Annotated in this window: 23 protein-coding genes; 10 read left to right on the forward strand and 13 right to left on the reverse strand. The window is 59.3% G+C overall.

Going from position 1 to position 25,600, the window contains the following annotated elements:
- Positions 1-951 (reverse strand): magnesium/cobalt transporter CorA, encoded by a 951-nt coding sequence (gene corA / locus NAT49_RS02460; RefSeq protein WP_251590050.1) that lies wholly within the window; start codon positions 949-951, stop codon positions 1-3.
- Between the two features lie 166 nt (positions 952-1,117).
- Between corA and NAT49_RS02465 the strand changes: the two genes are divergently transcribed.
- The 4 genes from NAT49_RS02465 (at position 1,118) to NAT49_RS02480 (ending at position 6,168) form a co-directional block, all read left to right on the forward strand.
- A complete protein-coding gene (locus NAT49_RS02465; protein WP_251590051.1) occupies positions 1,118-2,065 on the forward strand; it encodes a nucleoside hydrolase in 948 nt (315 codons plus the stop codon).
- Positions 2,066-2,209: 144 nt separating this feature from the next.
- Positions 2,210-2,968, forward strand: coding sequence for a trehalose-phosphatase (gene otsB, locus NAT49_RS02470; RefSeq protein WP_251590052.1), 759 nt, complete (start codon positions 2,210-2,212; stop codon positions 2,966-2,968).
- Between the two features lie 6 nt (positions 2,969-2,974).
- Complete coding sequence (locus tag NAT49_RS02475) at positions 2,975-4,756, forward strand: glycoside hydrolase family 15 protein (protein WP_251590053.1); 1,782 nt, start codon at positions 2,975-2,977, stop codon at positions 4,754-4,756.
- The gene (locus NAT49_RS02480; RefSeq protein ID WP_285835991.1) at positions 4,738-6,168 is read left to right on the forward strand and encodes an alpha,alpha-trehalose-phosphate synthase (UDP-forming); all 1,431 of its coding nucleotides are present in this window, start codon (positions 4,738-4,740) and stop codon (positions 6,166-6,168) included. Before NAT49_RS02475 ends, NAT49_RS02480 begins: the two co-directional genes overlap by 19 nt.
- 23 nt (positions 6,169-6,191) lie before the next feature.
- On the opposite strand, the gene yccX is transcribed toward NAT49_RS02480, so the two are convergent.
- Positions 6,192-6,461, reverse strand: coding sequence for an acylphosphatase (gene yccX / locus NAT49_RS02485; protein WP_251590058.1), 270 nt, complete (start codon positions 6,459-6,461; stop codon positions 6,192-6,194).
- Positions 6,462-6,560: 99 nt separating this feature from the next.
- Between yccX and NAT49_RS02490 the strand changes: the two genes are divergently transcribed.
- Entirely contained in the window at positions 6,561-7,646 is a 1,086-nt protein-coding gene (locus NAT49_RS02490; RefSeq protein ID WP_251590059.1) for a bifunctional nicotinamide-nucleotide adenylyltransferase/Nudix hydroxylase, read from the forward strand.
- Between the two features lie 20 nt (positions 7,647-7,666).
- Here NAT49_RS02490 and NAT49_RS02495 read toward each other — a convergent pair whose 3' ends face one another.
- The 7 genes from NAT49_RS02495 to NAT49_RS02525 form a co-directional block, all read right to left on the reverse strand.
- Complete coding sequence (locus NAT49_RS02495; RefSeq protein ID WP_251590061.1) at positions 7,667-8,593, reverse strand: LysR substrate-binding domain-containing protein; 927 nt, start codon at positions 8,591-8,593, stop codon at positions 7,667-7,669.
- A 33-nt stretch (positions 8,594-8,626) separates the two neighbouring features.
- The gene (gene cls / locus NAT49_RS02500) at positions 8,627-10,048 is read right to left on the reverse strand and encodes a cardiolipin synthase (protein WP_251590062.1); all 1,422 of its coding nucleotides are present in this window, start codon (positions 10,046-10,048) and stop codon (positions 8,627-8,629) included.
- Positions 10,049-10,165: 117 nt separating this feature from the next.
- Positions 10,166-11,674: a fumarate hydratase gene (locus tag NAT49_RS02505; protein WP_251590063.1), complete on the reverse strand. Its 1,509-nt coding sequence runs from the start codon at positions 11,672-11,674 to the stop codon at positions 10,166-10,168.
- A gap of 121 nt (positions 11,675-11,795) precedes the next feature.
- Complete coding sequence (gene nei, locus NAT49_RS02510) at positions 11,796-12,614, reverse strand: endonuclease VIII (protein WP_251590064.1); 819 nt, start codon at positions 12,612-12,614, stop codon at positions 11,796-11,798.
- The gene (gene uvrB / locus NAT49_RS02515; protein WP_251590065.1) at positions 12,615-14,636 is read right to left on the reverse strand and encodes an excinuclease ABC subunit UvrB; all 2,022 of its coding nucleotides are present in this window, start codon (positions 14,634-14,636) and stop codon (positions 12,615-12,617) included.
- Positions 14,637-14,770: 134 nt separating this feature from the next.
- Positions 14,771-15,178, reverse strand: coding sequence for an OsmC family protein (locus tag NAT49_RS02520; protein ID WP_251590066.1), 408 nt, complete (start codon positions 15,176-15,178; stop codon positions 14,771-14,773).
- Between the two features lie 32 nt (positions 15,179-15,210).
- Positions 15,211-15,405, reverse strand: a complete 195-nt coding sequence (locus NAT49_RS02525; RefSeq protein WP_251590067.1) for a heavy-metal-associated domain-containing protein — start codon at positions 15,403-15,405, stop codon at positions 15,211-15,213.
- Between the two features lie 97 nt (positions 15,406-15,502).
- On the opposite strand from NAT49_RS02525, the gene ygfZ reads away from it, so the two are divergent.
- Positions 15,503-16,414: a CAF17-like 4Fe-4S cluster assembly/insertion protein YgfZ gene (ygfZ, locus tag NAT49_RS02530; RefSeq protein WP_251590069.1), complete on the forward strand. Its 912-nt coding sequence runs from the start codon at positions 15,503-15,505 to the stop codon at positions 16,412-16,414.
- Between the two features lie 103 nt (positions 16,415-16,517).
- On the opposite strand, the gene smrA is transcribed toward ygfZ, so the two are convergent.
- Both smrA and NAT49_RS02540 read right to left on the reverse strand, forming a co-directional pair.
- Positions 16,518-17,114 (reverse strand): DNA endonuclease SmrA, encoded by a 597-nt coding sequence (gene smrA, locus NAT49_RS02535; protein WP_251590071.1) that lies wholly within the window; start codon positions 17,112-17,114, stop codon positions 16,518-16,520.
- Positions 17,115-17,152: 38 nt separating this feature from the next.
- Positions 17,153-18,391 (reverse strand): YihY family inner membrane protein, encoded by a 1,239-nt coding sequence (locus NAT49_RS02540; RefSeq protein WP_251590073.1) that lies wholly within the window; start codon positions 18,389-18,391, stop codon positions 17,153-17,155.
- A gap of 124 nt (positions 18,392-18,515) precedes the next feature.
- Between NAT49_RS02540 and wrbA the strand changes: the two genes are divergently transcribed.
- The 3 genes from wrbA to pdxH are packed head-to-tail and all read left to right on the forward strand — an operon-like array spanning position 18,516 to position 20,168.
- Positions 18,516-19,130: an NAD(P)H:quinone oxidoreductase gene (wrbA, locus tag NAT49_RS02545; RefSeq protein WP_251590074.1), complete on the forward strand. Its 615-nt coding sequence runs from the start codon at positions 18,516-18,518 to the stop codon at positions 19,128-19,130.
- Positions 19,127-19,480 carry a DUF2069 domain-containing protein gene (locus NAT49_RS02550; protein ID WP_251590075.1) on the forward strand — a complete coding sequence of 118 codons (354 nt, stop codon included), beginning with the start codon at positions 19,127-19,129 and terminating at the stop codon, positions 19,478-19,480. The genes wrbA and NAT49_RS02550 overlap by 4 nt, the downstream gene beginning before the upstream one ends.
- Before the next feature lie 40 nt (positions 19,481-19,520).
- Positions 19,521-20,168, forward strand: coding sequence for a pyridoxamine 5'-phosphate oxidase (pdxH, locus tag NAT49_RS02555; protein ID WP_251590076.1), 648 nt, complete (start codon positions 19,521-19,523; stop codon positions 20,166-20,168).
- A 42-nt stretch (positions 20,169-20,210) separates the two neighbouring features.
- On the opposite strand, the gene NAT49_RS02560 is transcribed toward pdxH, so the two are convergent.
- Positions 20,211-22,988, reverse strand: a complete 2,778-nt coding sequence (locus tag NAT49_RS02560) for a bifunctional acetate--CoA ligase family protein/GNAT family N-acetyltransferase (protein WP_251590077.1) — start codon at positions 22,986-22,988, stop codon at positions 20,211-20,213.
- A gap of 69 nt (positions 22,989-23,057) precedes the next feature.
- On the opposite strand from NAT49_RS02560, the gene NAT49_RS02565 reads away from it, so the two are divergent.
- Positions 23,058-23,993 carry a histone deacetylase family protein gene (locus tag NAT49_RS02565; RefSeq protein WP_251590078.1) on the forward strand — a complete coding sequence of 312 codons (936 nt, stop codon included), beginning with the start codon at positions 23,058-23,060 and terminating at the stop codon, positions 23,991-23,993.
- Between the two features lie 66 nt (positions 23,994-24,059).
- Here NAT49_RS02565 and NAT49_RS02570 read toward each other — a convergent pair whose 3' ends face one another.
- Positions 24,060-25,460, reverse strand: coding sequence for an APC family permease (locus tag NAT49_RS02570; RefSeq protein WP_251590079.1), 1,401 nt, complete (start codon positions 25,458-25,460; stop codon positions 24,060-24,062).
- Positions 25,461-25,600: the final 140 nt, after the last annotated feature.

The raw sequence follows: 25,600 nt of genomic DNA on the forward strand, positions 1-25,600 counted from the left end.
TTAAAGCCAACGTTTCCACTTGAAAAACGAATAGGTGCCAAGCGCTGACAAACACATCATCCCAAGCGCCATGGGATAGCCAAGGGTCAGATTAAGCTCCGGCATGAACTGAAAGTTCATGCCGTAAATGCTTGCGATCAAGGTTGGCGGCATGAACACCACTGCAGCTACCGAGAAGATCTTGATGATCCGGCTCTGATCCATGTTGGTGAAGCCCATGGCCACATCGAGCAGAAACTTGATCTTTTCGAAGATAAAGGCGGTGTGTGGGTGCAACGAGTCGATATCTCGCAACATGTTGGTGATTTCATCACGCCGGGTTTGCCCCTGCGCCTGATCACCGGCGTGACGCATCATGTTGCGCAGTGCCCGTTGGGTATCCAGAAGCGACAATCGAACGGTGTCGTTGTACCCCTCCTGCGTCAGTAGATCCTTCAACGTATCCTCAAGTGCGTCTGGCGTCATCGCCTGATCGCTGATGCGTTCCAATGTGGCGTAGATATCCTCGATTTGGTCGGCCAGATAGTCGATTTTCATCTCCATCAGCGCCAAAAAGATTGCCCAGGGCGACTGTGGGCGCAAACGTTGGCGGCGAAGATGGTTTCGAAACAGGCGCAACATTCCGGTCTCTTCGGTTCGAAGCGTGACTAGAAGCGTTTCCGAGAGATGAAATGAGACGTTGATGCCTTTCGCTTCTCGCTTTTGCCGATGAGGGAACAGCGATGTAACCCGAATGCCATCGCTATTGATCTGAAAGCGCGATGACGACTCGATTTCATCGAGGTCATCAAGGGTTGGCAGCTCCTTGGTGAACAGTGTCTGAAGCCACTCATGTTCGCTTTGATCCGGCTGACAGGCATCGATCCATAGACTGTGTTCCGGAAGCCTCCCTTCCGGAAGCTGCTCGAGGGTGCGCAGTCGTTCCCCGTCGTTGTAATAAATCGTTATCATTTTATTCCTTAGATCAAGATAACGGTATAAAAATATCTATCTGATATCATGGCCCAATCACGACATCACCAACTTTCCCGAATATAGTGCATTGATATGAAGTACTTGCGTTTATAACAATGAAAAGAGAAGGTGTTGTGACTCGACAAACACTACAGGACATATCATGACAACTACTCCCATTATTTTCGACACGGACCCAGGCGTTGATGATGCACAGGCAATTGCACTGATTCTTGCAGACCCGGCCATCGAGGTCGTTGGCATGACGACCACCTACGGTAATGTTCCGGTCGAAACAGCAACGTCCAATGCCCTACTCTTGACCGAGTTGGCCGGCCAGACTGTCCCGGTCGCACAGGGCGCGGCACGACCGCTCAGCAAGACACCCAACCCCTTCCCGACCTTCGTTCATGGCGTCAATGGCCTTGGAGACATCGACCTGCCCTCACCCAAAACACAGGCTGTCGATCAGACCGCTGCGCAGTTTCTGGTTGAAAAGACCAAGGAGCGTCCGGGTGAACTAACGCTTGTAGCCGTCGGCCCGCTGGGTAATCTCGCAACAGCACTTCAGATCGACCCCAACATCGTCGACCGCGTCAAACAGGTCGTCATCATGGGGGGAAGCGTCAAGCAAGGTGGCAACGTAACGCCTGTGGCAGAAGCCAACATCTACTCAGACCCCCACGCGGCGCAGCGAGTATTCAACGCCGGCTGGCCTGTCGTGATGGTGGGCCTTGATGTGACTCACAAGACACACCTAAGCCCTGATCGCATGGCTCGGATTCAGGCCGCTCAAGGCGAACTTGGCCGTGTGCTCGGTGAAAGCTATGGGTTCTATGCCGACTTCTATCGCAAGGCGCTGGGCATTGATGGCTGCTGCCCCCACGACAGCTGCGCGGTTGCCTGGCTCAAGAAACCGGAATTGTTCAAGACCGTTCGTGGCCACCTGAATGTCGTGACCGAAGGCCTTGCTCAAGGCCAGACCGTATTCGCCCCCGAGGAAGCAACATTCGCTGAGCCGCGCTGGTCTCAGACGCCGTTGATCGATGTCTGCATGGACATTGACGGTGACGCGGTTTCCCAGTGGATCGAGGACACCCTGACCACCTGATCCCCCGTTTATTTTCGAGTTTCATCAAGAGCATTGGCGCAATCGTCAGTGCTCTTTTATTCTTAAGCTCATGCTAATCATGTTCGTTCACGTTCATCGGTCTGCCCTGGTCGTGCACGACTTACCCCAGGAGACGTAGTTCCAATGGATGCCTCTTCACTGCCCGCGCCCCCCTGCCTGAATCTTGAGGAGCAAGCCTGGGCCTTGTTTCTTGACCTCGACGGTACGCTCGCGCCATTGCAGGATCATCCAGACGATGTCGTGCTGTCGGAAGAGCTTCTGGACGTCCTTACTCAACTCAGTGCCCGACTGAACGGCGCGGTTGCGATTGTCAGCGGGCGCGCCATCGCAAATCTTGATGGGCTGATTTCACCGGTGAAACTGGCACTTGCCGGTCAGCACGGCGCGGAGCGACGTACTGTTGACGGGACGTATCATGCCGCCGAACAAAATGCGCTGATGACTGACATCAAGCACGCTCTTCAAACCTTCGTTTCAGCCCATGAAGGGCTGGGACTTGAGGACAAGGGCGCAAGCCTTGCGCTTCATTACCGAAACGCACCGCACCATGAAGATGCTCTCAGAGCGCATATCAGGAAATTGCTCGAAGACTGCGAGGGCGTGGTCAGCGCCCACGATGGCAAGTGCGTGATTGAATTGCGCACGGGTACGGCTCACAAGGGCCACGCCATCAAGGCCTTCATGCAGGAACCCCCTTTTGCAGATCGGACACCGATTTTTCTGGGCGATGATGTAACCGACGAGGACGGCTTCAATACCGTCAATCACGTAAACGGGCTGAGCATTAAAGTCGGCACTGGCGACACCACCGCCCGTTACCGATTAGAAGGTCCCGAAACGGTTATTGAGTGGCTAATGACGTCACTGAACTCACACAGGTAATGTGTCATGACAACGCTTGAACAGGCTCTGGTAGGCAATTGCAGTATCTCGGCATTGATCGATGAGCGTGCAAGCGTTGTCTGGGCCTGCCTGCCGCGTCTGGATGATGACCCTGTCTTCTGTGCGCTGGTCAACGACGACGCTCCTGACTATGGACGTTTTGATCTGGCCTTGAGTCATCAGACACACGTCAAACAGCACTACGTTCGAAATACCGCCGTCCTTAGAAGCGTTCTGACCGATGAGTACGGGCAACAGCTCGAAGTATTCGATTTCGCCCCGCGATTCGAGCAGTTCGGACGTTCGTTTCGCCCCCATACGCTGGTTCGACACGTACGGCCACTCAAGGGCTCTCCTCGCCTGGTCGTGGGCGTTTATCCCTGTGGCGAGCAGGGGCGACCGCTTCGTCAGATCACCCATGGCAGCCATCATGTTCGCTACATTGGCGAACAGCGCACCCTGCGCTTGACCAGCAATGCGCCGGTTACGGCGGTGCTCGATGCCCGGCCGTTTCTGGTCGATGGCCCCATCACGTTCCTGTTCGGTGACGATGAAACCGTGACGGATGCCCCGGAACTGATCGGTGAGCGCTTTTTGAACAGTACCCGTCATTATTGGCAGTCCTGGGTTCGCAACCTGGCGGTTCCCTACGAATGGCAGGACGTGGTGATTCGCTCGGCAATCACCTTGAAACTCAATACGTTCGAAGACACCGGCGGCGTTATCGCGGCGGTCACGTCCTCGATTCCGGAAGCGCCCAACACGCCGCGCACCTGGGATTATCGTTTCTGCTGGTTGAGAGATGCCTGCTTCGTGGTCGCCGCGCTCAATCAGCTTGGCGTGACCCAGACGATGGAAGGCTTTCTTCGCTACATCATCAACATCGCCGCCGAGAGTGACGACGGCTACCTTCAGCCCGTCTACAAGCTCAACGGCCAGGCGAGACTCGATGAAATGGTCATCGAGTCCCTGACGGGCTATCGCGGCATGGGGCCGGTTCGTTTCGGAAACGACGCCTATCATCAGGTGCAAAATGATGTCTATGGCTCGGTTATTCTGGCGGCGGCGCACATGTTTTTTGACCACCGCCTGCCGCGCCAGGGCGACCAGCAACTGTTTGAACAGCTCGAGCGGCTGGGGCACAAGGCTTCAAAGGTCTACGACACAGCGGATGCGGGACTTTGGGAGTTTCGAGGGCGTGCGGAAGTCCATACCTTTTCCGCTGTCATGTGCTGGGCCGCCTGCAATACGCTTGCGCGGATCGCGCAGAAGCTTGGCTTGAAGGAACGTCATCAGGCCTGGATCGAGCAGGCAGACACCATGCACCGAGCAATCTGCACCCGGGCCTGGAACGCCGACAAACGCGCGTTTGCTTCCGCCTTTGGCGGCGCCGACATGGACGCCTCACTGCTGCTGCTCCATCGGCTTGGATTTATCGAGGCCAGTGACCCCCGCTTTGCACAAACCGTCGGAGCCATCGAGCGCGAGCTCAAACAGGGGGATTATTTTTACCGCTATGTTATCCCAGATGATTTTGGTGTGCCGGACGTATCCTTTACCGTATGCAACTTCTGGTACATCGACGCGCTCGTGGCGCTGGGTCGCCGTGATGAAGCTCGTACGCTCTATGAGCGTCTGATCAGTCAGCGCAACGCGTTCGGATTGCTATCTGAAGATATAGACCCCACAACGGGGGAGCTCTGGGGCAACATGCCCCAGACATACAGCATGGTCGGGCTGATCAATTCGGCCCGGCTGCTGAGTAAACCATGGGAGGAAGTCTTTTGAGTGACAAGGAACCAAACAATCGGTTGATTGTAGTCTCCAACCGGGTACCTTCACCTAAGGGTGCCGGAGGCAATCAGGGAGGATTGGCCGTCGGTGTCATGAATGCGTTGCAAAAGGCGGATGGTCTTTGGCTGGGCTGGAATGGCGAAATCGACGGCGATAACAACGCACAATTATCACATTACGACTTTGATGGGGTTCGCTTCGCCACGTTCCCGATCACGGAACACGACCACAAAACCTACTACACCGGGTTTTCCAACGAAATTCTATGGCCACTCTTTCACTATCGGCCGGATAAGGTCGAATACAGCCGAGAAAGCCTTGATGGCTATCTTCGAGTCAATCAGCGCTTTGCGCGCCACATCAAGCCACTGGTCGAGCCTGATACCCGCGTGTGGGTGCACGACTACCATCTGATCCCGCTTGGCTACTATCTACGCCAGACCAGCGTGGATGCCCCGCTCGGCTACTTCCTGCACATCCCCTTTCCTCCGTGGGATGTGGTTCGCATCTTGCCGGAATACGAAGACCTTCTCAGGTATCTGACTTCATACGACCTGATTGGGCTTCAAACCGAGATCGATCTTAAAAATCTACGCGACTGCATGGTCATGGCGCTCGATGCCAGGGATCTGGGCGATAACGTGCTCGAGGTTGAAGGTCGCCGCTTCAAGATCGCAGCTTACCCGATTTCGATCGACGTCAACGATGCCCAGGACCTTGCCAAGAAAGGTGAACAGTCTGCCACCGGCCAGCGTCTCAAGCGCTCGATCGGAGACCGCCCCCTGGTCATCGGGGTCGACCGGCTGGATTACAGCAAAGGGGTCTACAAGCGCTTTCAGGCATTCGAACGGCTGCTCGAAAACGCCGAGCACCAGCGGGGCAATGTGGTCTTTATTCAGATTTCGCCCCCCTCACGCACCGATGTGCACGAATACGCCCAGCTTCGAAGCACGCTTGAGCGCGTGGCAGGCCATGTCAACGGTCGATTCGCCGACTACGACTGGACACCACTTCGTTACCTGAACCGGGGTTATGGCCGTGAAGCCGTGTTCGGCTTTCTGCGCCAAAGCCGGGTCGCGCTGCTGACACCGCTGCGTGATGGCATGAACCTGGTGGCCAAGGAATACGTCGCCGCGCAGGACCCGGAGGACCCGGGCGTTCTGATCATTTCTCACCTGGCAGGCGCCTCGTGGGAGCTCAAGGACGGCGCACTGGTGTGCAACCCCTACGACATCGACGGGGTGTCCGACATGCTCGAGCAGGCGCTTGCCATGCCACTTGAGGAGCGCAAGCTTCGCTGGCGACGGATGATGGATGTGCTGGAAACCAACGACATCCATAACTGGAGCCAGAACTTTCTGGCAGAGCTTATGGAAATGAAACTCGCCAACAGCGCCTCTCAATAAGGCAATTGCTTCACGGCCGCCGCTCAGGCGGTCGTGAACGCAGCGTACTGCTCATCGGTGTCACACTGTTTTGCAGTCAGCGCATCGACGCGGGCATGTCTTGGCCCGTCGTTCAACCAGGCCCGTAACGCTTCGATGTGCTCCTCCCGGCCCTGGGCAAGCACTTCCACGCGGCCATCAGCCAGATTTTTCGCATAACCGGTCACGCCAAGCTCACGCGCCTTGAGCGCCGTTGCATGGCGAAACCCGACGCCTTGAACGTCTCCAGTAACCCACGCCTTGAAACACGCCATCGATTTTCCTCCTGCCCGGTATAAGCTTGAATGCCTCATTGAATTGCGTCCCACGCCATAGTTGCGATAATGCGTGCGTTCACGCCCAAGAGAGTACCCATGTCAGACAAGGACTTCGACTGCCTCGTTTTTATCGGCCGCTTCCAACCGCCACATCGTGGCCACCTCGAAGTCATTCATCAGGCGCTTGCCAAGGCACATCAGGTGATCGTGCTGGTCGGCTCGGCCTGGCAGGCTCGCTCGCTTCGAAACCCCTGGACGTTCGATGAGCGAAGCCAAATGATTCGAGCCTGCTTCAGTGATGAGGACAACGCACGACTTGAGCTGGTGCCGCTGCTTGATGCGCTCTACAACGACGATGTGTGGGTGCGCGATGTTCAGCAGAAAGTCCGAGAGCTTACGCGGGCAACGTCGCAGAAGTTGCCAAACGTCGCCCTGATCGGCGCGCAGCAATCTCAGTCGAACTACTTTCTGACCCTGTTTCCCCAGTGGCAATCAAGCAGTGTCATGCCGGTCGACGGGGTCACCTCGGAAGCCATACGTGCCCCTCTTTTCAAGAGTATGGAAAGTGCCATGGCGTTTCTCGACACCGCTGCTGACCGTACGCTTGAAGCGCCCGTTGCCAATGCCATCGAGGCGTTTCTGGGCACGCCAGCCTGGCAAGCGCTTCATCAGGAGCATCAGCTGCTCGAGGCGTATCAATCGGCGTGGCGTGATGCGCCCTATCCGCCCCTGTTCGTGACGGTCAATGCCGTGGTCGTTCAATCCGGCCATGTGCTTCTGGTCGAGCGACGCTCGGCACCCGGCGAAGGCCTTTACGCGCTGCCGGGCGGCTTCGTACAAAACCACGAGCGCCTGGAAGACGCCTGTCTTCGAGAACTCCGCGAACGCGTGCGGCTCAAGGTGCCTCTGCCGGTGTTGAAAGGCTCTTTACGCGCCCAGCGGCTGTTCGATGAGCCGCATCGAAGCTGGCGCGGCCGAACCCTTGCCCAGGCGTTCTACTTTGCACTTCGCCCCGAGCAGCGCCTGCCTGACGTGCGCACCGGGCAATCCGGCCATCGCGCCACTTGGCTACCTCTGGCCGAGCTCGACCCGGAGCAGCTGTTCGAGGATCATTTTTTCATCATACAAAGTTTTCTCGGCCTGCCGGCCGGATTTCGCGCCGACTCTTCACCCGGAAACTAGGTGGGCTTTTCGGCTTGAAATCAGGCAGGCTTGGTTTCGAGAAAATCCCGGGGAAGTTTCTGCATGCGGCGCCAGAGCCGCTCGACCCCGGGCTTATGCACCAGTGAACAGCGATAAAGTCGAATTTCAAGCGGGATATCCCACTGCTCACCGCCGGCGCGTACCAGCCGTTGTGACAGGAGCTCTTCCCGAATGCAGAACTCGGGAATCCAGGCGACCCCTGCGCCCTCGAGCGCCATGCCCTTGAGCCCCTCGGCCATGGCGGTCTCATACACCGTTTTAAGCCGCATGCGAAGCGGATCATTTTTCAAGAGCATGCGCACGCTTCGCCCCAGAAAGGCGCCCTGGGTGTAGCTTAGAAACGGGACAGCCTCGCTGCCGCTGAAGTTGAACTTGGGCGCCCCGCTGGCGTCAGGGATAGACACCGGTACCATCTTGACCTTCGCAACCGAGAAGGAAGGAAAGGCCTCGCTATCAAGCTGCATGGTCGCGTACGGGTCATGGTAGGCCAGCATCAGATCACAGTTGCCCTCTCGAAGTACGTGCAGCGCATCTCCCACGTTCATCGCAATCAACCGCGTGGGTAGTTCGCCCACCCCCTTTTGCAACCGCGAGATCCATTTGGGATAAAACCCGAGCGCCAGTGAGTGTGCCGCGACGATATCGAGCGCTTCATTAGCCATCTCGAGCCCCCGCAGGTGCCCAAGGCACTCGGTAAGCTGTTCAACCATGTTGCGCGCGGTAATCACGAACAGCTGCCCTTCCGGGGTCAGATTGACCGGTGTGGTCGAGCGGTCAACCAGCTGCGCCCCGACCGCCTGCTCCAGCGAGCGGATGCGTCTACTGAACGCGGGCTGGGTAACGTGGCGCTGGCGCGCCGACGCCGAGAAGCTGCGGGTGTTGGCAAGTGCCACGAAATCTTCTAGCCACTTTGTTTCCAGATTCACACGGATTCCCTAATTAACGCGTTCCCGCCAGGGCTATTGAATGGGTGCTGCAAGATACGCCGCCCTCGACAGCATCTTTCGCCAGAACGGGCGTGACTGAATTTCCTCGATCGATACTGGCCGACTGGCCTTGAAGTCCTCAAGCAACATGGTTTCGACTTGAGCTGCGAATACCGGTGAAGGAATGTACGCCGTGACCTCGAAGTTGAGCCTGAACGAGCGATTATCAAGGTTGACCGTACCCACTGCGGCGCACTCATGATCAATCAAAAATACTTTCTGATGTAAAAACCCGGGTTGATAACGGTATATTTTCACCCCCGCAGCAATCATGTCCGGCAGGAATGAAAACGCGGATAAAAACACCAGCAAGTGATCAGGGTGCTCGGGCAACAGCACACGAACATCGATGCCTCTTAGTGCGGCAAGCTTGAGCGCATCTCGTACTCCCTGATCCGGCACGAAATACGGGGTCGCCACCCAAAAGCGCTCGCGGGCGCCGTGGATGGCCTGTTGCACCATCAAACTGGCGGTTTCCTGATGATCGGCAGGGCCCGAGGGGACGATCACCACGTGCTGATCGGCCTCGGTCAGCTGCGCCTGCCAATTCAGTGAAAGGATATTGCCTGTCGCCCAGTGCCAGTCTTCCCAGAACGCCTCTTGAAGGCCAAGCACCGCAGGCCCTTCGAGCTTCAAGTGTGTATCGCGCCAGTGGCCGTAGCGTTCGCTCTGATAGCGATACTCTTCACCAACGTTCAGACCCCCGACCCACCCTTGAATGCCATCAACGATGGTAATCTTGCGATGGTTGCGGAAATTGACCTGAAAGCGATGACGCCAGCCCCGAGAAGAGCCAAACGCCGAGACTTCAACGCCTGCCTCCTGCAGCTCGACCAGATACGCGTCCGGCAATTTGCGACTGCCAATTTCATCGTAGAGAAAGCACACCCGAACATCTCTATGGGCGCAGTCGATCATGGCCTGCTTCAGGGCCTGGCCAACCCGGTCGTCACGCACGATGAAAAACTGGACCAGAACGTAGTACTGAGCATGGCGAAGCCCCTCGAACAGGCTTTGGAATGTGGCTTCCCCATCGATCAACAGCGCCGCCTTGTTGCCTCGAGACATGGGAATCATGGCCAGACGCTCAACCGCGATCAGCCGGGCCGAGGATTCCTCCGGCTTTGAAAAGCAGGGCTCGAGATCACGCCGAAAGCGGGTCAATACCTGACGCAACGTGGAATCACGCTCTTCTCGCGCGGAAACGTAGCCGTAGAATCGAGGGCGGCCGAAGATCCAGTACGCCGGCAAGGCCAGATAGGGAAAGGTCAGAAGCGAAATGATCCAGGCGATCGCGCCCTGGGACGTGCGGCTCGACATCAAGGCCATAAGGGCCGAGAGCGTGCCGAGCACGTGCATGATGATGATGATCACGCCACCGAGAATCGCGGTCATCGCACTCCCCATCCCTGGCTCAATGAAAAAGGCCAGGAAACTCCCTGGCCTGGCTGCGTGTTCTGTCTGCAACAATACACGAGCGTGCCCGAAAAGGGCACGCATCGTAAGAGCGGTTTAAACGCGCTCGGCAATGATTTCACGCCATTTGGCCGGGCCCGTTTGATGAACGGACTCGCCATTGGCATCGACGGCCACCGTGACCGGCATGTCCTCGACCTCGAACTCGTAGATCGCCTCCATCCCAAGGTCCTCGAAGGCAACGACGCGTGACTGCTTGATTGCCTGGGCCACCAGATACGCTGCCCCACCGACGGCCATCAAATAGGCAGCCTTGTTGTCCCGAATGGCTTCGATGGCAGCGGTGCCGCGTTCGGCCTTACCGACCATACCGGCAAGGCCGGTCTGCTCGAGCATGGTCCGGGTGAACTTGTCCATGCGCGTGGCGGTGGTCGGCCCTGCCGGCCCAACAACCTCGTCACCGACCGGGTCGACCGGGCCGACGTAATAGATAAAGCGTCCCTTGAGATCCACTGGCAGCGATTCGCCGCGAGAGAGCATATCGACCATGCGCTTGTGCGCCGCGTCGCGCCCGGTCAGAAGCTTGCCGGACAGCAACAGGGTGTCGCCGGGCTGCCAGCTTTGAATGTCCTCGGCCGTGATTGTATCGAGGTTGACGCGCTTGACGCCTTCACCCGCTTCCCAGGTGATGTCCGGCCAGTCCTCGATCGACGGCGCTGGCAATGAGGCCGCCCCGGAGCCATCAAGGGTAAAGTGCACGTGCCGGGTCGCGGCGCAGTTGGGAATGATCGCAACCGGCTTGTTGGCCGCGTGGGTCGGATAGTCCTTGACCTTGATGTCGAGCACCGTGGTCAGACCACCAAGGCCCTGGGCACCCACGCCCGTCGCATTGACCTTGTCAAAGAGCTCAAGGCGAATTTCCTCACCGCGATTGGCTGCACCGCGCGCCTTTAAATCCTGAATATCGATCGGATCAAGCAGCGATTCCTTGGCAAGTTGCATCGCCTTCTCGGCTGTGCCACCAATGCCGATGCCGAGCATGCCCGGTGGGCACCAGCCCGCGCCCATCTTCGGAATCTGCTCGAGCACCCAGTCGACCACGCTGTCGGATGGATTCAGCATGGCAAACTTCGACTTGGCCTCACTGCCCCCGCCCTTCGCAGCCACATGAATCTCGACCGTATCACCGGGCACCAGCTTGTGGTGAATGATCGCCGGAGTGTTGTCCTTGGTGTTCGCGCGCTTGCCGTCGGGGTCCGCCAATACCGACGCCCGAAGGACGTTATCCGGATTCAGATAGGCACGTCTGACGCCCTCATTGACCATATCGTCCAGGCTCATCTCGGCGTCCCACTGCACGTTCATGCCTACATGCACGAACACGGTGACGATGCCGGTGTCCTGACAGATCGGACGATGACCGGTTGCGCACATGCGCGAATTGATCAGAATCTGGGCAATGGCGTCCCTGGCCGCTGGATTGTCTTCACGGGCGTGCGCCTCGCTCATCGCCTGAATGAAATCCTTGGGGTGATAGTAGGAAATGTACTGCAAGGCATCGGCGACGCTCTGGATGACATCGTCCTGACGGATTACGGTCGTCAAGGGGCACTCCTCATCGTTTTCGTTTTAGTGGCCATACGGGCCTGATCACGGCGAACGATTATATCCAATGCGCCACTTTCTCGCAGTCCACTTTTAGCACATTAAGAATATAACGGTATAATCACTGCTGGCAGGTAGGGCATAGGTACAGACGTCTGGAGGCAATCGTTCGCTTTTCAATCAGACTGTCGCAGTAAAAACAGCGGCGGCCTTCGCGGTTGAATACAGCGTGGCGCCAGATGGCGCGAGGATGGCCGGCCTCAATCAGCGGCGCCCGCCATTCAGGCCGATTGGTTACTCCAGCCTCACGGTAAGCGCCCTGCGTACACTCAAGCATGCACGTTGCAAGGCGCGCGAGCTCGGCATCAGAGAGATCGGCCGGGCGGCGCCTGGGCAAAAGTCCCGCATAGAAAAGAATCTCGGAGCGCAGGTAATTGCCGATGCCGGCCACCAGCGACTGATCAAGCAACAGGCCGCCCAGATTACGTTTCTTGAAACGTGAGCTTTTAAGTCGCGCCTCAAGCCAGTTTGGGCTGACCTGATGCGTCAGAAGATCCGGCCCCAAACGGCTTAAGAAGGGATGATCCCCGAGCGTGTCTTCGTGCCAGAGGGAAATATCCGAGGCGCTATAGAGCCTGGCTGCGTGGGTGTCGGTTACAAGTTCAACGCGAAGGATGCGTTTGGTGGACGGCACCCGCGCCTTTCGACTGATGCGCCAGACTCCGTAGAGCTGGTTATGACTGTAGAGCACCTGGCCATTGTCGAATCGGATCAACAGCGCCTTGCCCCAGCTGTCGACCGCGCGAACACGCGCGTTGCAAAGCGTCGGGGCGTGCTCTGCAAGCGATTCGAACGCGAACCAGACCTGCTCGAGTGGGCGCTCAATCAAAACGCGCCCGAGCCGGTCGGCAACGCGGCGTATTTCCGGACCTTCGGGCATCTACTTCAACTCGATCATGCGCTCGTTCAAGGCGTGCACCTGATCGCGCAGCTTGGCGGCGTTTTCGAACTCGAGGTTCTGGGCCGCCTTGTACATTTCGTCCTCGAGCGTTCGAAGCCGCTTGGTAATCTCTTCGGCGTTCATCGACTTGATGTCCTCGAGTGTGTCGGGCGCTCGACTCTCTTCTCCGCCCTTGCGCCGACCGCCCTTCTTGCCCGGTGTCTGCGCGCCTTCCATGATGTCGGCCACGCTTTTGGTAATGGTTTCGGGCACGATGCCATGGCGCTCGTTGTGCTCGATCTGCTTGGCCCGCCGGCGCCCGGTTTCATCCATGGCGCGCTGCATGGAGTTGGTGATCTTGTCCCCGTACAGAATCGCCTTGCCGTGGGCGTTACGCGCCGCACGTCCGATGGTCTGGATCAGCGAGCGTTCGGCGCGCAAAAACCCTTCCTTGTCGGCGTCGAGAATGGCCACCAGCGACACCTCAGGGATATCGAGGCCCTCGCGCAGCAGGTTGATGCCCACCAGCACGTCGAACTTGCCAAGTCGCAGATCGCGAATGATCTCGACGCGCTCAACGGTGTCGATGTCCGAGTGCAGATAGCGCACGCGAATATCGTGCTCGTTGAGATAATCGGTTAAATCTTCAGCCATGCGCTTGGTAAGCGTCGTGACCAGCACCCGCTCGCCCACCTCAACGCGCACCCTGATTTCCGACAGCAGATCATCGACCTGAGTGGTGGCAGGCCGTACTTCGATTTCCGGATCCAAAAGCCCCGTGGGCCTGACCACCTGCTCGACCACCTGATCGGCGTGCTCTTCCTCGTACGGGCCAGGCGTTGCCGACACAAACACGGTCTGTGGCAGGATCTTCTCCCACTCCTCGAACTGCATCGGGCGGTTATCAAGTGCCGATGGCAGTCGAAATCCGTATTCCACCAGCGTTTCCTTGCGCGAGCGGTCGCCGCGGTACATGCCGCCCACCTGAGGTACGCTTACGTGGGATTCGTCGATGAACACCAGCGCGTCCTTGGGCAGATAATCGAAGAACGTCGGAGGCGCGTGGCCGGGCTCACGCCCGGACAGATAGCGCGAATAGTTTTCGATGCCGTTGCAGTACCCAAGCTCCAGCATCATTTCGATGTCATAGAGCGAGCGCTGTTCAAGGCGCTGGGCCTCGACGAGCTTATCGTGATTTCTCAGGTACTCGAGCCGCTCGGTCAGCTCGCCCTTGATCGACTCCACCGCCTCCAGAATGGTTTCTCGGGGCGTGACGTAGTGGGTCTTGGGGTAGATTGTCATCCGCGGCACCTTGCCCGAGACCTCCCCGGTCAGCGGATCAAACAGGCTGATGGTATCGATCTCGTCGTCAAACAGCTCGACGCGCACCGCCTGCTCGTCGGAGTCGGCCGGGAAAATGTCGATCACATCCCCCCGGACGCGGTAGGTGCCGCGCCGGAAGTTCATGTCATTGCGGGTGTATTGAAGCTCCGCCAGCCGCCTTAGAAAGCGCCGCTGATCGATCTGCTCACCCCGGGTGAAATGAAGACGCATCTTCAGGTACTGGTCCGGGTCACCAAGGCCATAGATGGCAGAGACCGACACCACGATCAGCGCATCACGACGCTCCAGCAGGGCTTTGGTTGCCGAGAGGCGCATCTGTTCGATGTGATCGTTGATCGAGGCGTCCTTCTCGATAAAGGTATCGGAGGACGGCACATAGGCTTCGGGCTGGTAGTAGTCGTAGTAGGAGACGAAGTACTCGACGGCGTTATCCGGAAAGAAGGATTTGAACTCACCATAGAGCTGGGCCGCCAGCGTCTTGTTCGGCGCCATCACGATGGTTGGGCGCTGAACCTTCTCGACCACGTTTGCCATCGTGAAGGTCTTGCCGGACCCGGTCACGCCCAAAAGGGTCTGATACGCAAGGCCCGCCTCGAGCCCTTCGACCAGTGAGGCAATGGCGGTTGGCTGATCGCCGGCCGGTTGATACTTCGATGCGATCTGAAACCGCTTTTCCATACTGCCCCCTGGGTACAATGGCGTGACCTGAACACCACTGTATATATAGTCACCCTCTCAAGGATTCAAGGGCCTGTCGCGACGACCGATCACGACGACGCGTCATGACGAAAGACCCGATGCGTTAACCCCACTTACCCTACATGGGCCTCGGTCGTGATCGTGATGGTCGATTCGGTCATGAGCCGGTGAACCGGGCATCGATCGGCGATGTCATGAAGCGTGGTCTTCTCTTCCGGGCTCAAGTGGCCAATCAAGGAAAGCCGGACATGAAGCTCGTAATGACCATTATCTTCATCGTCTGAGTTACGTGAGACGTTCATGGAGACACCCTCGAGTGCCAGATCATGGCGCTTGGCGTACATCATCACCGTAATCGCCTTGCAAAGCCCCAGCGACAGATCGAAGTAGTCATGCGGGTCCGGCGCACTGCCCTCGCCGCCTGCCGCTTCCGCCACATCACCAAACAGTGTGTCGAACTGATCGACCTGTACCCGCTGTCGAAGCTGCCCCTGGCGTTCGGTCTCGATCAAAATACTCATTGTTTCTCCCTGAGCGTCTCACGTGTATCGCATCAGCCCTGGCGCGCCTTGAATCCAAGCGGCGTCAGTGCCTTTTGAACCTTTTCGAGGGACGTACGCCCCTCGATGTGGGCAAAGTGTAGACCGACTTCTGCACTTTGAACGCCATCAAGCATCATCAAGGCGTTGGTCGCCTTGTTCACATCGTCGACGTTGTTGAGACCCTCGAGGGTATAGGATAGGGACATCGTGTACGCTCCTTCTTGATATCGATTGGAAAAAACCCCATACAACCTAACAAACCCCGCGAATTCTCGCAGCTTACGACGACTTTGGAGTCCTGCAATGACCGACCCGACGTCCACCTCCGTGCCGGACGCACCCTTTGCTATCGTGGAGCTTGATGGCCCCGGCAGCGCAACCCTGCTTCAGGGGCAAAGCTCTGCGGCCATCGACCTCGTAAGGCCTCCCTTCGCGCCGTTGATCGCGTTTTGCACCCCGAAAGGCCGCATGATCGCCAACGGCCAGGTTGTTGCCGTGGGGGAACATCGGTTCTGGCTTCTACTTGATGCAGGCCTTGCCGACACGGTGATGACGCATTTGAAAAAATTCGCCGCGTTCTACAAGACCGAACTGACCCTGCGCAGTGATCTTCAAGTGCAAAAACTCATCGCACCGGGCGACGTTGGCCACCCGCTGCCGGATCTGCCCTTTCAGATGCAGCAACACGACGACATCGTGTGGCTTCGTCATCCCGGCGAACATGCCCGCTTTCTACGGATTGCCACAACCCGCGATGACACCCTAGAGAGTGCATCGGACGCTGCCTGGCGGCTCGAGGACATCGACGCCGGACTTTGCTTTCTTGATGGCGAACAAAGCGAGCAGTGGCTGCCTCAGATGCTCAACTGGGAAGCCCTTGGCGGCATCAGTTTCAAGAAGGGCTGCTACACCGGCCAGGAAGTGGTCGCACGAGCCCACTACCGCGGCCAGGTCAAGAAACGGTTGGTACATCTTTCCGGCCCACGTGGGCTTGCGCTCGCCTCAAACGATCAACTAAGCACCGAGGATGGCAAGCGCGTCGGTTCCGTGATGGTCGCGGCCGAGAGCGACACGACCACCGAGCTTCTTGCCGTGGTCAACGTCAGCGCCCTCGATGCCACGGTCTATCACGATGAAAGCCGTACCGCGCTCACACTCGCGCCGTTGCCATACGCGCTTGAGCGCGTGGACCCCGAGACGCTGGCCGCGAGCTGATCGGCGGGCAACAGGTCTACGTGACCGCGCGCACAAAAAAGCAGGTCAATGATGACCTGCTTTTTTATGGATAAGGGGTTGGAGGTTTGAGGCGCTATAGCGCTCAGGGGGCGTGTCGGCGCTGATGGCGTTCTCTGTTGCGCTGACTGGCAGACGCCGACTTCTTGAGCGCCACATAGGTCGCGCCCAACCCGCCGTTACGCGGCTGAGCGGTGGAAAACGCCTGAACTTCGTCAAACTGCTGAAGCCATTTGGTCACGTAGGACCGAACGATGTTGGCGTGGCTGTCGTCGCGCTTGCCTCGCCCATGCACAATCAAGAGCGTTCTCAGCTCATGGGCGTAGGCTTCTCTGATAAACGCAAATACGTCGCGACGAACGTCTCTGAGCGGCTGCCTGGCCACATTGATCTGGGCGTCGATACGATAGCCGCCTTGACGCAGCTTGTCGATCACACCGGTTTGAATGCCGTCTCGCCTGAACTCGAACGGGTCGTTGACGGGCAGCAGATCCACGAACTCATCGGAAAGAAAATTGGTGGCCTCCTCTTCTTTCTGGGCCTGGGCGCGACGTGCGCGCTGGGCGTCGGTCAATTGCGGGTCACGCTTGAACGACACCACCGTATTCGACGGTTTCAACGGGGTAACGTCGGCCATCTCCTTGGCAAAAAGCGCTTCATCTCGGTCGTAATCGCGTTCCATCGTCACTGCCCTCATGCATTGGCTGAAATGACCTTGCGTCATCGATGAGAGGCGCCCTGATCGTCGGTCGACGGCCGACCGGACTGCCCCTCGTCGATGTAGTCTCGAAGTGCCCGGTTCGTCGCAATGCGACGCTGCATTGTCAGCGCGTCAAGCGCGTGCTGAATCGGCTTGAAACGCGCATCGGGGGCGGCGTACTCATCGCTTGGCTGCCACCCGATATGCATCAGGATATCGCATAACGGCAGTTCGTCCAGGCTGCGCGCAAGGACCCACCCCCCCTGGATTCCCTGCACGACCCAGCGCTGCTCCACCAGCGGCGCCATCAGTGACCGATAATGCCCACCGACCAGCCGGCGCACCTGCCTGAGCGACAGCTCGCCGCCAAGCGCGCGCTGCTTGTCGAGCTTGTAAAGAAGCCCGATGCTCTGCCAGAACGGCGACCAGTGCCGCCAGTCGGCCCGGTGCGACTCCCCCAGATACGCGGTGAGTTCCGCCCCGAGCAACACGATTGCCCAGCACAGATAGACCCAGATCAGAAAAAGGGGAACGGCGGCAAAGGCGCCATAGATGATCTGATAGGACGGGAAGTGGCTTACAAAGACCGAAAAACCGTACTTGGCAAGCTCGAACGACACCGCAACGGAGACTGCGCCAATCAGCGCGTCGCGCACACGCACGCGCGTACTCGGTACCGCCATGTAGACAAAGAAAAACGCCAGTACGCTCAAAAAAAGCGGCATCAGCATCAGTATGAGATCACGGCCCCCGAACAGGAACGCCGCAGTATCAAATATTCGAAGCGAGGCAAGGTAGGATGAGAGCGCAAACCCCGAGCCAATCAACAAGGGGCCGAGCGTCAATACGGTCCAGTAGATCACGAAGCTTGCGATGCCGCGGCGATGGGTCGACACCTGCCAGATCTGATTGAACGCGTGCTCGATGGTGTACATCATCATGATCGAGGTCACAAACAGCACCCCGATTCCCACGCCGGTCAACTGCTGCGCCTGATGCGAGAACTGGTTGAGCTTATCGATCACCACCTCGCCGGTGGCCGGCAGAAACTGCTGGAACACGTAGGTCTGGAGCTGGTCTCCCACGCCCTGAAAGGCCGGGACCGCAGAGAGCATGGCGTAAAGCACCGTGGTCAACGGCACCACGGCAAAAAGCGTGGTGTAGGTCAATGCGCCCGCGGTTCGAAGCCCATCGTGGCGTGCAAACCGCGTGAAGAGGTGTCGCACCTCCTTGAGCGCCCTGAGCCGCTTCGGGCCCATGAAGGGGCGTTGTGACTCTCGCTGACGCCGCACTACAATACCTCCCTGATGCTTAAATAACGCGCCAAACGCTCGTTTCCTCGAGCCTTTTCACACTTAAGCCCTTTTACCAACGGGATACCCCATGACCACGCCTTACCTTCTTGTCCTGTACTATTCGCGCAACGGAAAAACCCGTCAACTGGCCGAAGCAGTGGCGTCCGGCATCGAATCCATTTCGGGCGTCGACGCCCGGCTCAGAACCGTGCCGTCGGTCTCGCCGACCTGTGAGGCCACCTCTCCCGAAATCCCTGAGTCCGGCGCCGTCTACGCGACCCTTGATGATCTTCGCGACTGCGCGGGCCTGGCGCTTGGCAGCCCGACGCGCTTTGGCAACATGGCGTCGGCATTGAAGCATTTTCTCGATGGCACCAGCGAACTCTGGATGACCGGTGCGCTGGTCGACAAACCGGCCGCGGTCTTCACCTCGACGGCAAGTCTTCACGGCGGTCAGGAAACCACGCTGACCAGCATGATGACACCGCTGCTTCATCACGGCATGATCATCACCGGCGTCCCCTACAGCGTCACCGCGCTTTTCGAGACGACCCAGGGCGGCACCCCGTATGGCGCAAGCCACGTCAGCGGCGAAAGCAACGCCCTCGAGGTCGACGCCAACGAACATGCCATCGCCTATGCTCAGGGCCAGCGGCTCGGTGCACTGGCACGCACGCTCACCCAACACGAGTCCCCGACATGAATACGATGAAACGCTGCATTCTATCCTATGTGGCCCTGCTTGCCGTGGCCGTTGCCAACGCCATCTGGCTGGTCGCCACACACCAGATGGAAATTGCGCCACTGGCCATCCGTCTGCTGCCGCTGGTGCTTTTGGGCACGGTGTTCTGGATGCCACGGACCCGCGGGTTCATCTGGCTGGCCTTTGTCAGCATCATCTACGGCGTTCAAAGCGCGTTGATGATCGAAGCCGACGGTCAGTGGCCCTGGTCGGTGGTTGAGATCCTCGCCGCACTCGCCCTGTTGATCACCTCGGTCAATCAGGCCCAGCGCCTGAAATCGAAGCAAAACGTCGCCAACGAACACGCGTAGCCAATGGCGCTGCGCCGTACCAAGACTCGAGGACCCCTGCATGAATCAGGACATTGCCCAGCTAAGACGGGACTATGCCGGCGCAAGCCTTGCCTTTGACTCGACCCCGGCAAGCCCCTTTCCACTCTTTTCGGAGTGGCTCTCGGCCGCTGTCGACACCGAGAAAGACGACGCCAACGCCATGACGCTCGCAACGGTTGATAACAACCAGATGCCGCACGCGCGTATCGTGCTGCTCAAGGGCTTCGATGAGCAGGGCTTCGTGTTCTACACCAACTACCAAAGCCACAAGGGCAGCGAACTGGCCGGCAACCCCGTGGCGGCCATCGTCTTCTGGTGGCCCACGCTTCAGCGCCAGGTCCGCGTCGAGGGCCACGTCGAGCAGGTTGAAAAGGCGCTTTCCGACCGCTACTTCGAAAGCCGACCGCGTGACAGTCAGCTCGGCGCCTGGGTGTCGCAGCAAAGTGTCGAGATTCCGGGGCGTCGCTGGCTCGAAGAACGTCAGGCGCGGTTTGAAAGCGCGTTTGACAACGTCCCCGTCGAGCGCCCCGCGCACTGGGGTGGCTATCGGATCAAGCCGCACATGATCGAGTTCTGGCAGGGCCAACCCAACCGCCTGCACGATCGACTGAGGTTTCGCCGCCGTTCAGAAACTGCCCAGTGGGACAAGACCCACCTCGCCCCTTGACCTGAAACCAGATTGACCTGACGCCGTGGCCCGGGCCGCCCCTTACGGATCGGTCTGGGCCAGACGCTGGCGCTGCCAGGCCGTGGCAGGCTCATTCAGCGCCAGTCGCGCGGTCACCACCCCCTCTTCCATATCAAGGCGGGTGGTAAAGCCAAGGGCTTTGACCAGTGCACGCATCGCCCGGTTGTCCGGTGCAATCTTTCCATACATTTCAAGCGTGCCGACGTGACGGCTGTAGTCGATCAATCGCGTCATCAAACGCCGCCCCAGGCCTCGCCCCTGCATGTCGTCACGGATGATGATCGAAAACTCGGTGCGCACGTTATCCGGGTCGTTCCAGACGCGAGCCACGCCAAGCATCGTGACCGACTCACCAAGCGCCTCACCTGATGACGAGCCCCACTTAGGCACACTCTCCAGTGCAACAAACGCCATCTGGCGGTCGTAATTAAGCTGGGCAAGACGCGCCAGCGCCTCCTGCGACAGCTCCGGCTTGTCGCGAAAATACCGAAATCGGATGCTCCTGGCAGAAAGATGGCGATGAAACTCGGTAATCAGCGCGGCGTCCGATTCCCGGATCGGTCGAATCGTGATCGAATCACCCTCTGAAAGAAGCTCCTCGTTCACCCACTGATCGGGGTACGGCATGATCGCGAACCGCGCCGGCGGCCCCACGCTCAACCGATAGTCTTCGGCCCAGACATCCGTCGCGCTCACTCGCAGGGGGCTGATGTTCAAACACTCGAGCGTGGGGACATCGGTTGCAAGCGTCGAAAGCGTCACCAGAAGCCGGGCCAGCCGCTCCCGCCAGGCCTCAGAGCCCAGCTGCTCGGTCAGGAGATGGCGTGCAGACGTCTGATCGATCAGGGTGTGGGCCAGTTCGCGATTGAGCGGCGGCAGCGCCACATGGCGGTCCTCGGCCTCATCAAGCGGATGTCCCGCCCGACCGATGAACACGACCGGGCCAAACACCGGGTCTCGAGTAATACCGACGCTCAACCCAACGCTTGCGACATCCGAGCGTTCAGGGCGCACGCACACGCTATAAAGCGGCGTGTCACGGGCCTCGAACCGTGCCTTGAGTTCGGCAAACGCCTCCTGCAAGGCGATCGGCGTTGTAAGGCGGCGCAGCACACACTCAGCGGTGTCCGACACCGAAAACGGCATGCACGCCTGTTCATGCACGGCCTGCATCTGCCAGGGCGGTGCAAACGCAGGCAACACCGGCTCCGAGTGCGTCGCTTGTAGATAATGCACGCGGCCGAGGCTCACCCCATAGGCATCGAGTACCTCACCGCACTCCTGATGCGTCAACGCCCGGCGCTGCCGTTCAAACGCCTCGCGAATAAGGCGCTGGGCGTTTTCCCTGCGGTGATCGCGGCCAACAAGCTCTGCATTGGGCGGCGTCAGACGCAGAAGATGCTGCGCCTTGCGATAGCGCACCATTAGCATCACGCCATCCACCGCCTTTTCCGGCGAGCGATAATGCGCGATACCGGCCCGCTGGCACTGAAGGCGCGCCTCGCGGGCGGTCTTGAGCCCCATCCAGCAGCTCATCAGAACGCCCCGCACGGCGTCCCTGCTTGCCACTACCCGCCGGGCCACCTCCTCGGCCGGCGCCATGCGGGTCGGGGCGTGAATGGTGATCACCACATCCACGTTCGGGTCGGCGCCCACTAGACGCACCGCCCGTTCGAACACCTCAGGGGTCGCCAGACTCCCGACATCGACCGGGTTGTCTCCGCGCACGCTGACGTCCAGCGCCTGCGCCGTCAGGGCATCACACGTGGCGTCTGACAGGGACGCCAGAGTGCCGCCCTGGGCGATCAAGGCGTCCATTGCCATGAACGACAGCCCCAGCCCATTGGCCACGAACGCGACCCGATCTCCCGGCATCGACTGCACACGCGTCAACGTCTCGAGCGCATCGATCAGCTCATCAGAGGCATTCACGCGCAGCACGCCCGCGCGCTCGAGGGCGGCGTCAAGCACCTGATCGCGCCGGGAGAGCCCCGGCGCGACGCCGTGACGGGCAAGGTCGGTGCGTTCGAAGCGCCCGCTCTTGATCGCGACTACCACGTGATGGCGCGCAGCCTCGCGCAGCGCCGTCATGAAATGGCGAGCGTTGTCGATCCGTTCAAGATGCATGACCAGTGCTCGGTAGCCGCCGCTCAGATTCAGATAATCAAGCACGTCGGGCAGCGTCACATCGACGCTGTCGCCGAGTGCCACCATGTGCGAAAAGCCGATGCCCCGTTCTGCGGCCCAGTCGATCAGAGCGTGACCGACCATGCCCGACTGGCCCAGGTAGGCAAGCCGCCCCCGGGCAATCGCGGTGCTGGTGCAGGACGCATTGAGATTGTGCCGCGTCGAGAGAATGCCTGCGCACTCAGGCCCCATGATGCGAAGACCAAAACGGGTAACAATCGTACCGAGCCGCGCACGAAGCGAGTCCGGCTCGGAGGCCGGGCTCTCGCTCCAATGAGCGCCCCCGGTCATGATCAATGCCGCCGCACAGCCTCGCTCGGCGAGCGTGGTCAACGGCTCTGGTACGCACTCGACTCGACAGACAAAGAGAATCAGATCCGGCGGCGGCGACAACGCCTTGAGCTCCGGCACCCGCTCGAGGCCCTTCATGGTGACCTCACCGGCCGAATCATCAAGGCCGTATACGCCAAGGCGCCCGTTAAACCCACCTTCACTCAGGTTGGCAAGCACCGTGCGCGCAAGGTCGAGATGCTCGCTATCAAGCACGATCAGAATTGATCGTGGCTGGAAAAACCGTTCGACGAATTGAAGCCCCAAGCCGTTTTCCTGCATGATTCCCTCGTTCGCTGCCTTGCGCTGCGCGCGTTCATCGCTCGGGCGTTACCTGATTAAGGATGACCCATGATAACCGCACTGATCGCCCCGAGTTTCTGTCGCCGCCATATGGTGGCGCCGTGGCACCCCGATCACCCCCGACGGCTCAACGCCATCGAGCGCCAACTGGCACGTCATGGGGTATCCCAACACCTGCAGCATTTCGATGCCCGCGCGGCCAAACCCGAGCACTTGCTGCTCGCCCATGATGCAGGCTATCTGGGCTTTTTGAGCGACGCCACTCCAGATGATGCCCCGATTGCCCTCGACGATGAGACCTTTGTCACCAAGGACAGCTGGCAGGCGGCCCGCATTGCCGCAGGGGCTGTGGTCAAGGGCGTCAATCAGCTGTGCCGCCAGCAGGCGGACAACGTGTTCTGCGCCATTCGTCCGCCGGGCCATCACGCCGAGCACCAGCGCGGCATGGGGTTCTGTCTGATCAATAACGCCGCCATCGCCGCGCGCTACGCGATCACCCACTGGGGCCTCAAGCGCATCCTGATCGTGGACATCGATGCCCATCAGTGCAACGGCACTCTGGACATTCTAGGCAACGACCCGCGGGTACTGATCTGCTCGATGTTTCAACAGGGGATCTACCCTGCATCAAGCACGCCACCGCCGTCGAACTCGATCAACATGGCGCTTGCGCCGCACACCACCGGACGCGAGGCCAGCCTGCGCTTAGAGGCTGACTGCCGTCACGCCATCGAGCGCCACCGGCCAGAGCTTGTGATCATGAGTGCAGGTTTTGATGGTCACAGGGAGGACGGCATGACGGATCTCGATTTCGAGACGCAGGACTTCAGGGCGCTTACGCAACAGTGTCTGGACATCGCGGCCAGGTTCAGCGACGGCCGACTGCTGTCGGTGCTGGAAGGCGGGTATCATCTGGAGAGTCTCGGGCCTTCGGTCGAGGCCCATGTACAGGCCCTCGCCGGGCTCGGCGAGGGCCTGCGCTGACGCTGGGTCAGCCGGACGCGTCTCAGCGTGCCCGGCGCGTCTCAGCGTGCCCGGCGCGTCAGACGATCAGTATTCGTGCGTCATCATCTTTTTGGCGTAGTCCTTGCCGTAGCGCGCCAGCGCCCAGGCGTACATCAAAAGCCCAAGCAGCATCCAGCCCCCAAACACCAGCCACTCGATACCGGTCAACGCCGCAGGGCTGAAGGGCAGATAAAGCCCGGCCATGCCGATGGACAGCGCCACCGCAATGACACCCACCAGCATGCCCTGAGGCACACGGAACGGGCGTGGCATCTCGGGTTCCCTGGCGCGCAGCACTAGAAACGACAGCGCCACGAACAGGTAGGCAATCACGATACCAAGGCCGCCTGCGTCCACCAGCCACACCATGGCAGGGCGCCCCATCAGTGGCGCCAGGCTCGAAATGATACCGATCAGCAAGATGGCGTTGGTCGGCGTCTTGTACTTCGGATGCAGCTTGGCGAGAAAGCCTGGCAGCATGCCGGCATGCGCCAGCGCGTAAATAGCCCGTGACCCCCCGATATAGAACGCGTTCCAGCTGGTGATGATGCCGGCCATGCCCGCAAGGATCATCAGCTTGGACGCCCAGGGCGCATCGAAGACGGCCTCCATGGCTGCCGGTACCGCCAGCACATCGCCGCCAAGCTGTGAGGCCGGCAGCATCAGCGAGGTGCCAAAGACGATCAGCGCGTACCAGACCACTGCCAGTACCACCGACAACATCAGCACCCGGCCAATATCGCGATACGGCAGATTGATCTCTTCAGCGGCCTGAGGGATAACGTCAAAACCAACGAACAGAAACGGCACCATGATCATCACCGTCATGATGCCGCCGGCACCATCGGAAAACAGCGGTTGAAGCGTGGTGGTCTCGCCGGTAAACAGCGCCCCGGTAATGAACAACACACCCACCACCAGAATCAGAAGCGTGACCAGCCTTTGAATGAGTGCGGCCATGGTCACGCCCACGTAGTTGATCACCATCATGACAAGGGAGCCAATCACGCCCACCAGAACCCAGGTGAACTTAACGTCCCAGCCGGCAAGCGTCCATAAGTGACCGACGGCGTAGTTTGGAAAGAGACTCTCAACGACCGTGGGCAGTGCAACGGCTTCGAACGCGACCACGCTGAGGTAGCCAAGCACGATGCTCCAGGTGCAGATGAACGAGGCGAAATGCCCCAGCGCCCGATAGCTGTAGACGTGTTCACCGCCCACCTTGGGCATGGCGGCGGCAAGCTCTGCGTAGGTCAGTCCAACAAGGATGACCGCAGTCCCGCCGATCAGAAACGCAACGACCGCGCCCATGCTGCCGGCATTGACAATGAATTTGCCGGTCAGCACGATCCAGCCCCAGCCGATCATGGCCCCGAACGCCAGTGCAAGCACGTCCTTGCGCGCCAGCACTCGAACGAGTGCGTCTGAAGAATTGGTAGACGACATTGTTGACTCCGTTATTGTGTCGAGCGTGCGCCCCGTTGTTATTAAAGATTCGGGCACATCCGTTTGGTCGAGCGTGCAATATAATGACCATCAAAATCGATAAGCAATAGAAAAATGCACTTTGAGGCTTAAATAGGCAC

Origin of the sequence: Larsenimonas suaedae (assembly GCF_023712105.1) — a bacterium.
GTDB lineage: Bacteria > Pseudomonadota > Gammaproteobacteria > Pseudomonadales > Halomonadaceae > Larsenimonas > Larsenimonas suaedae.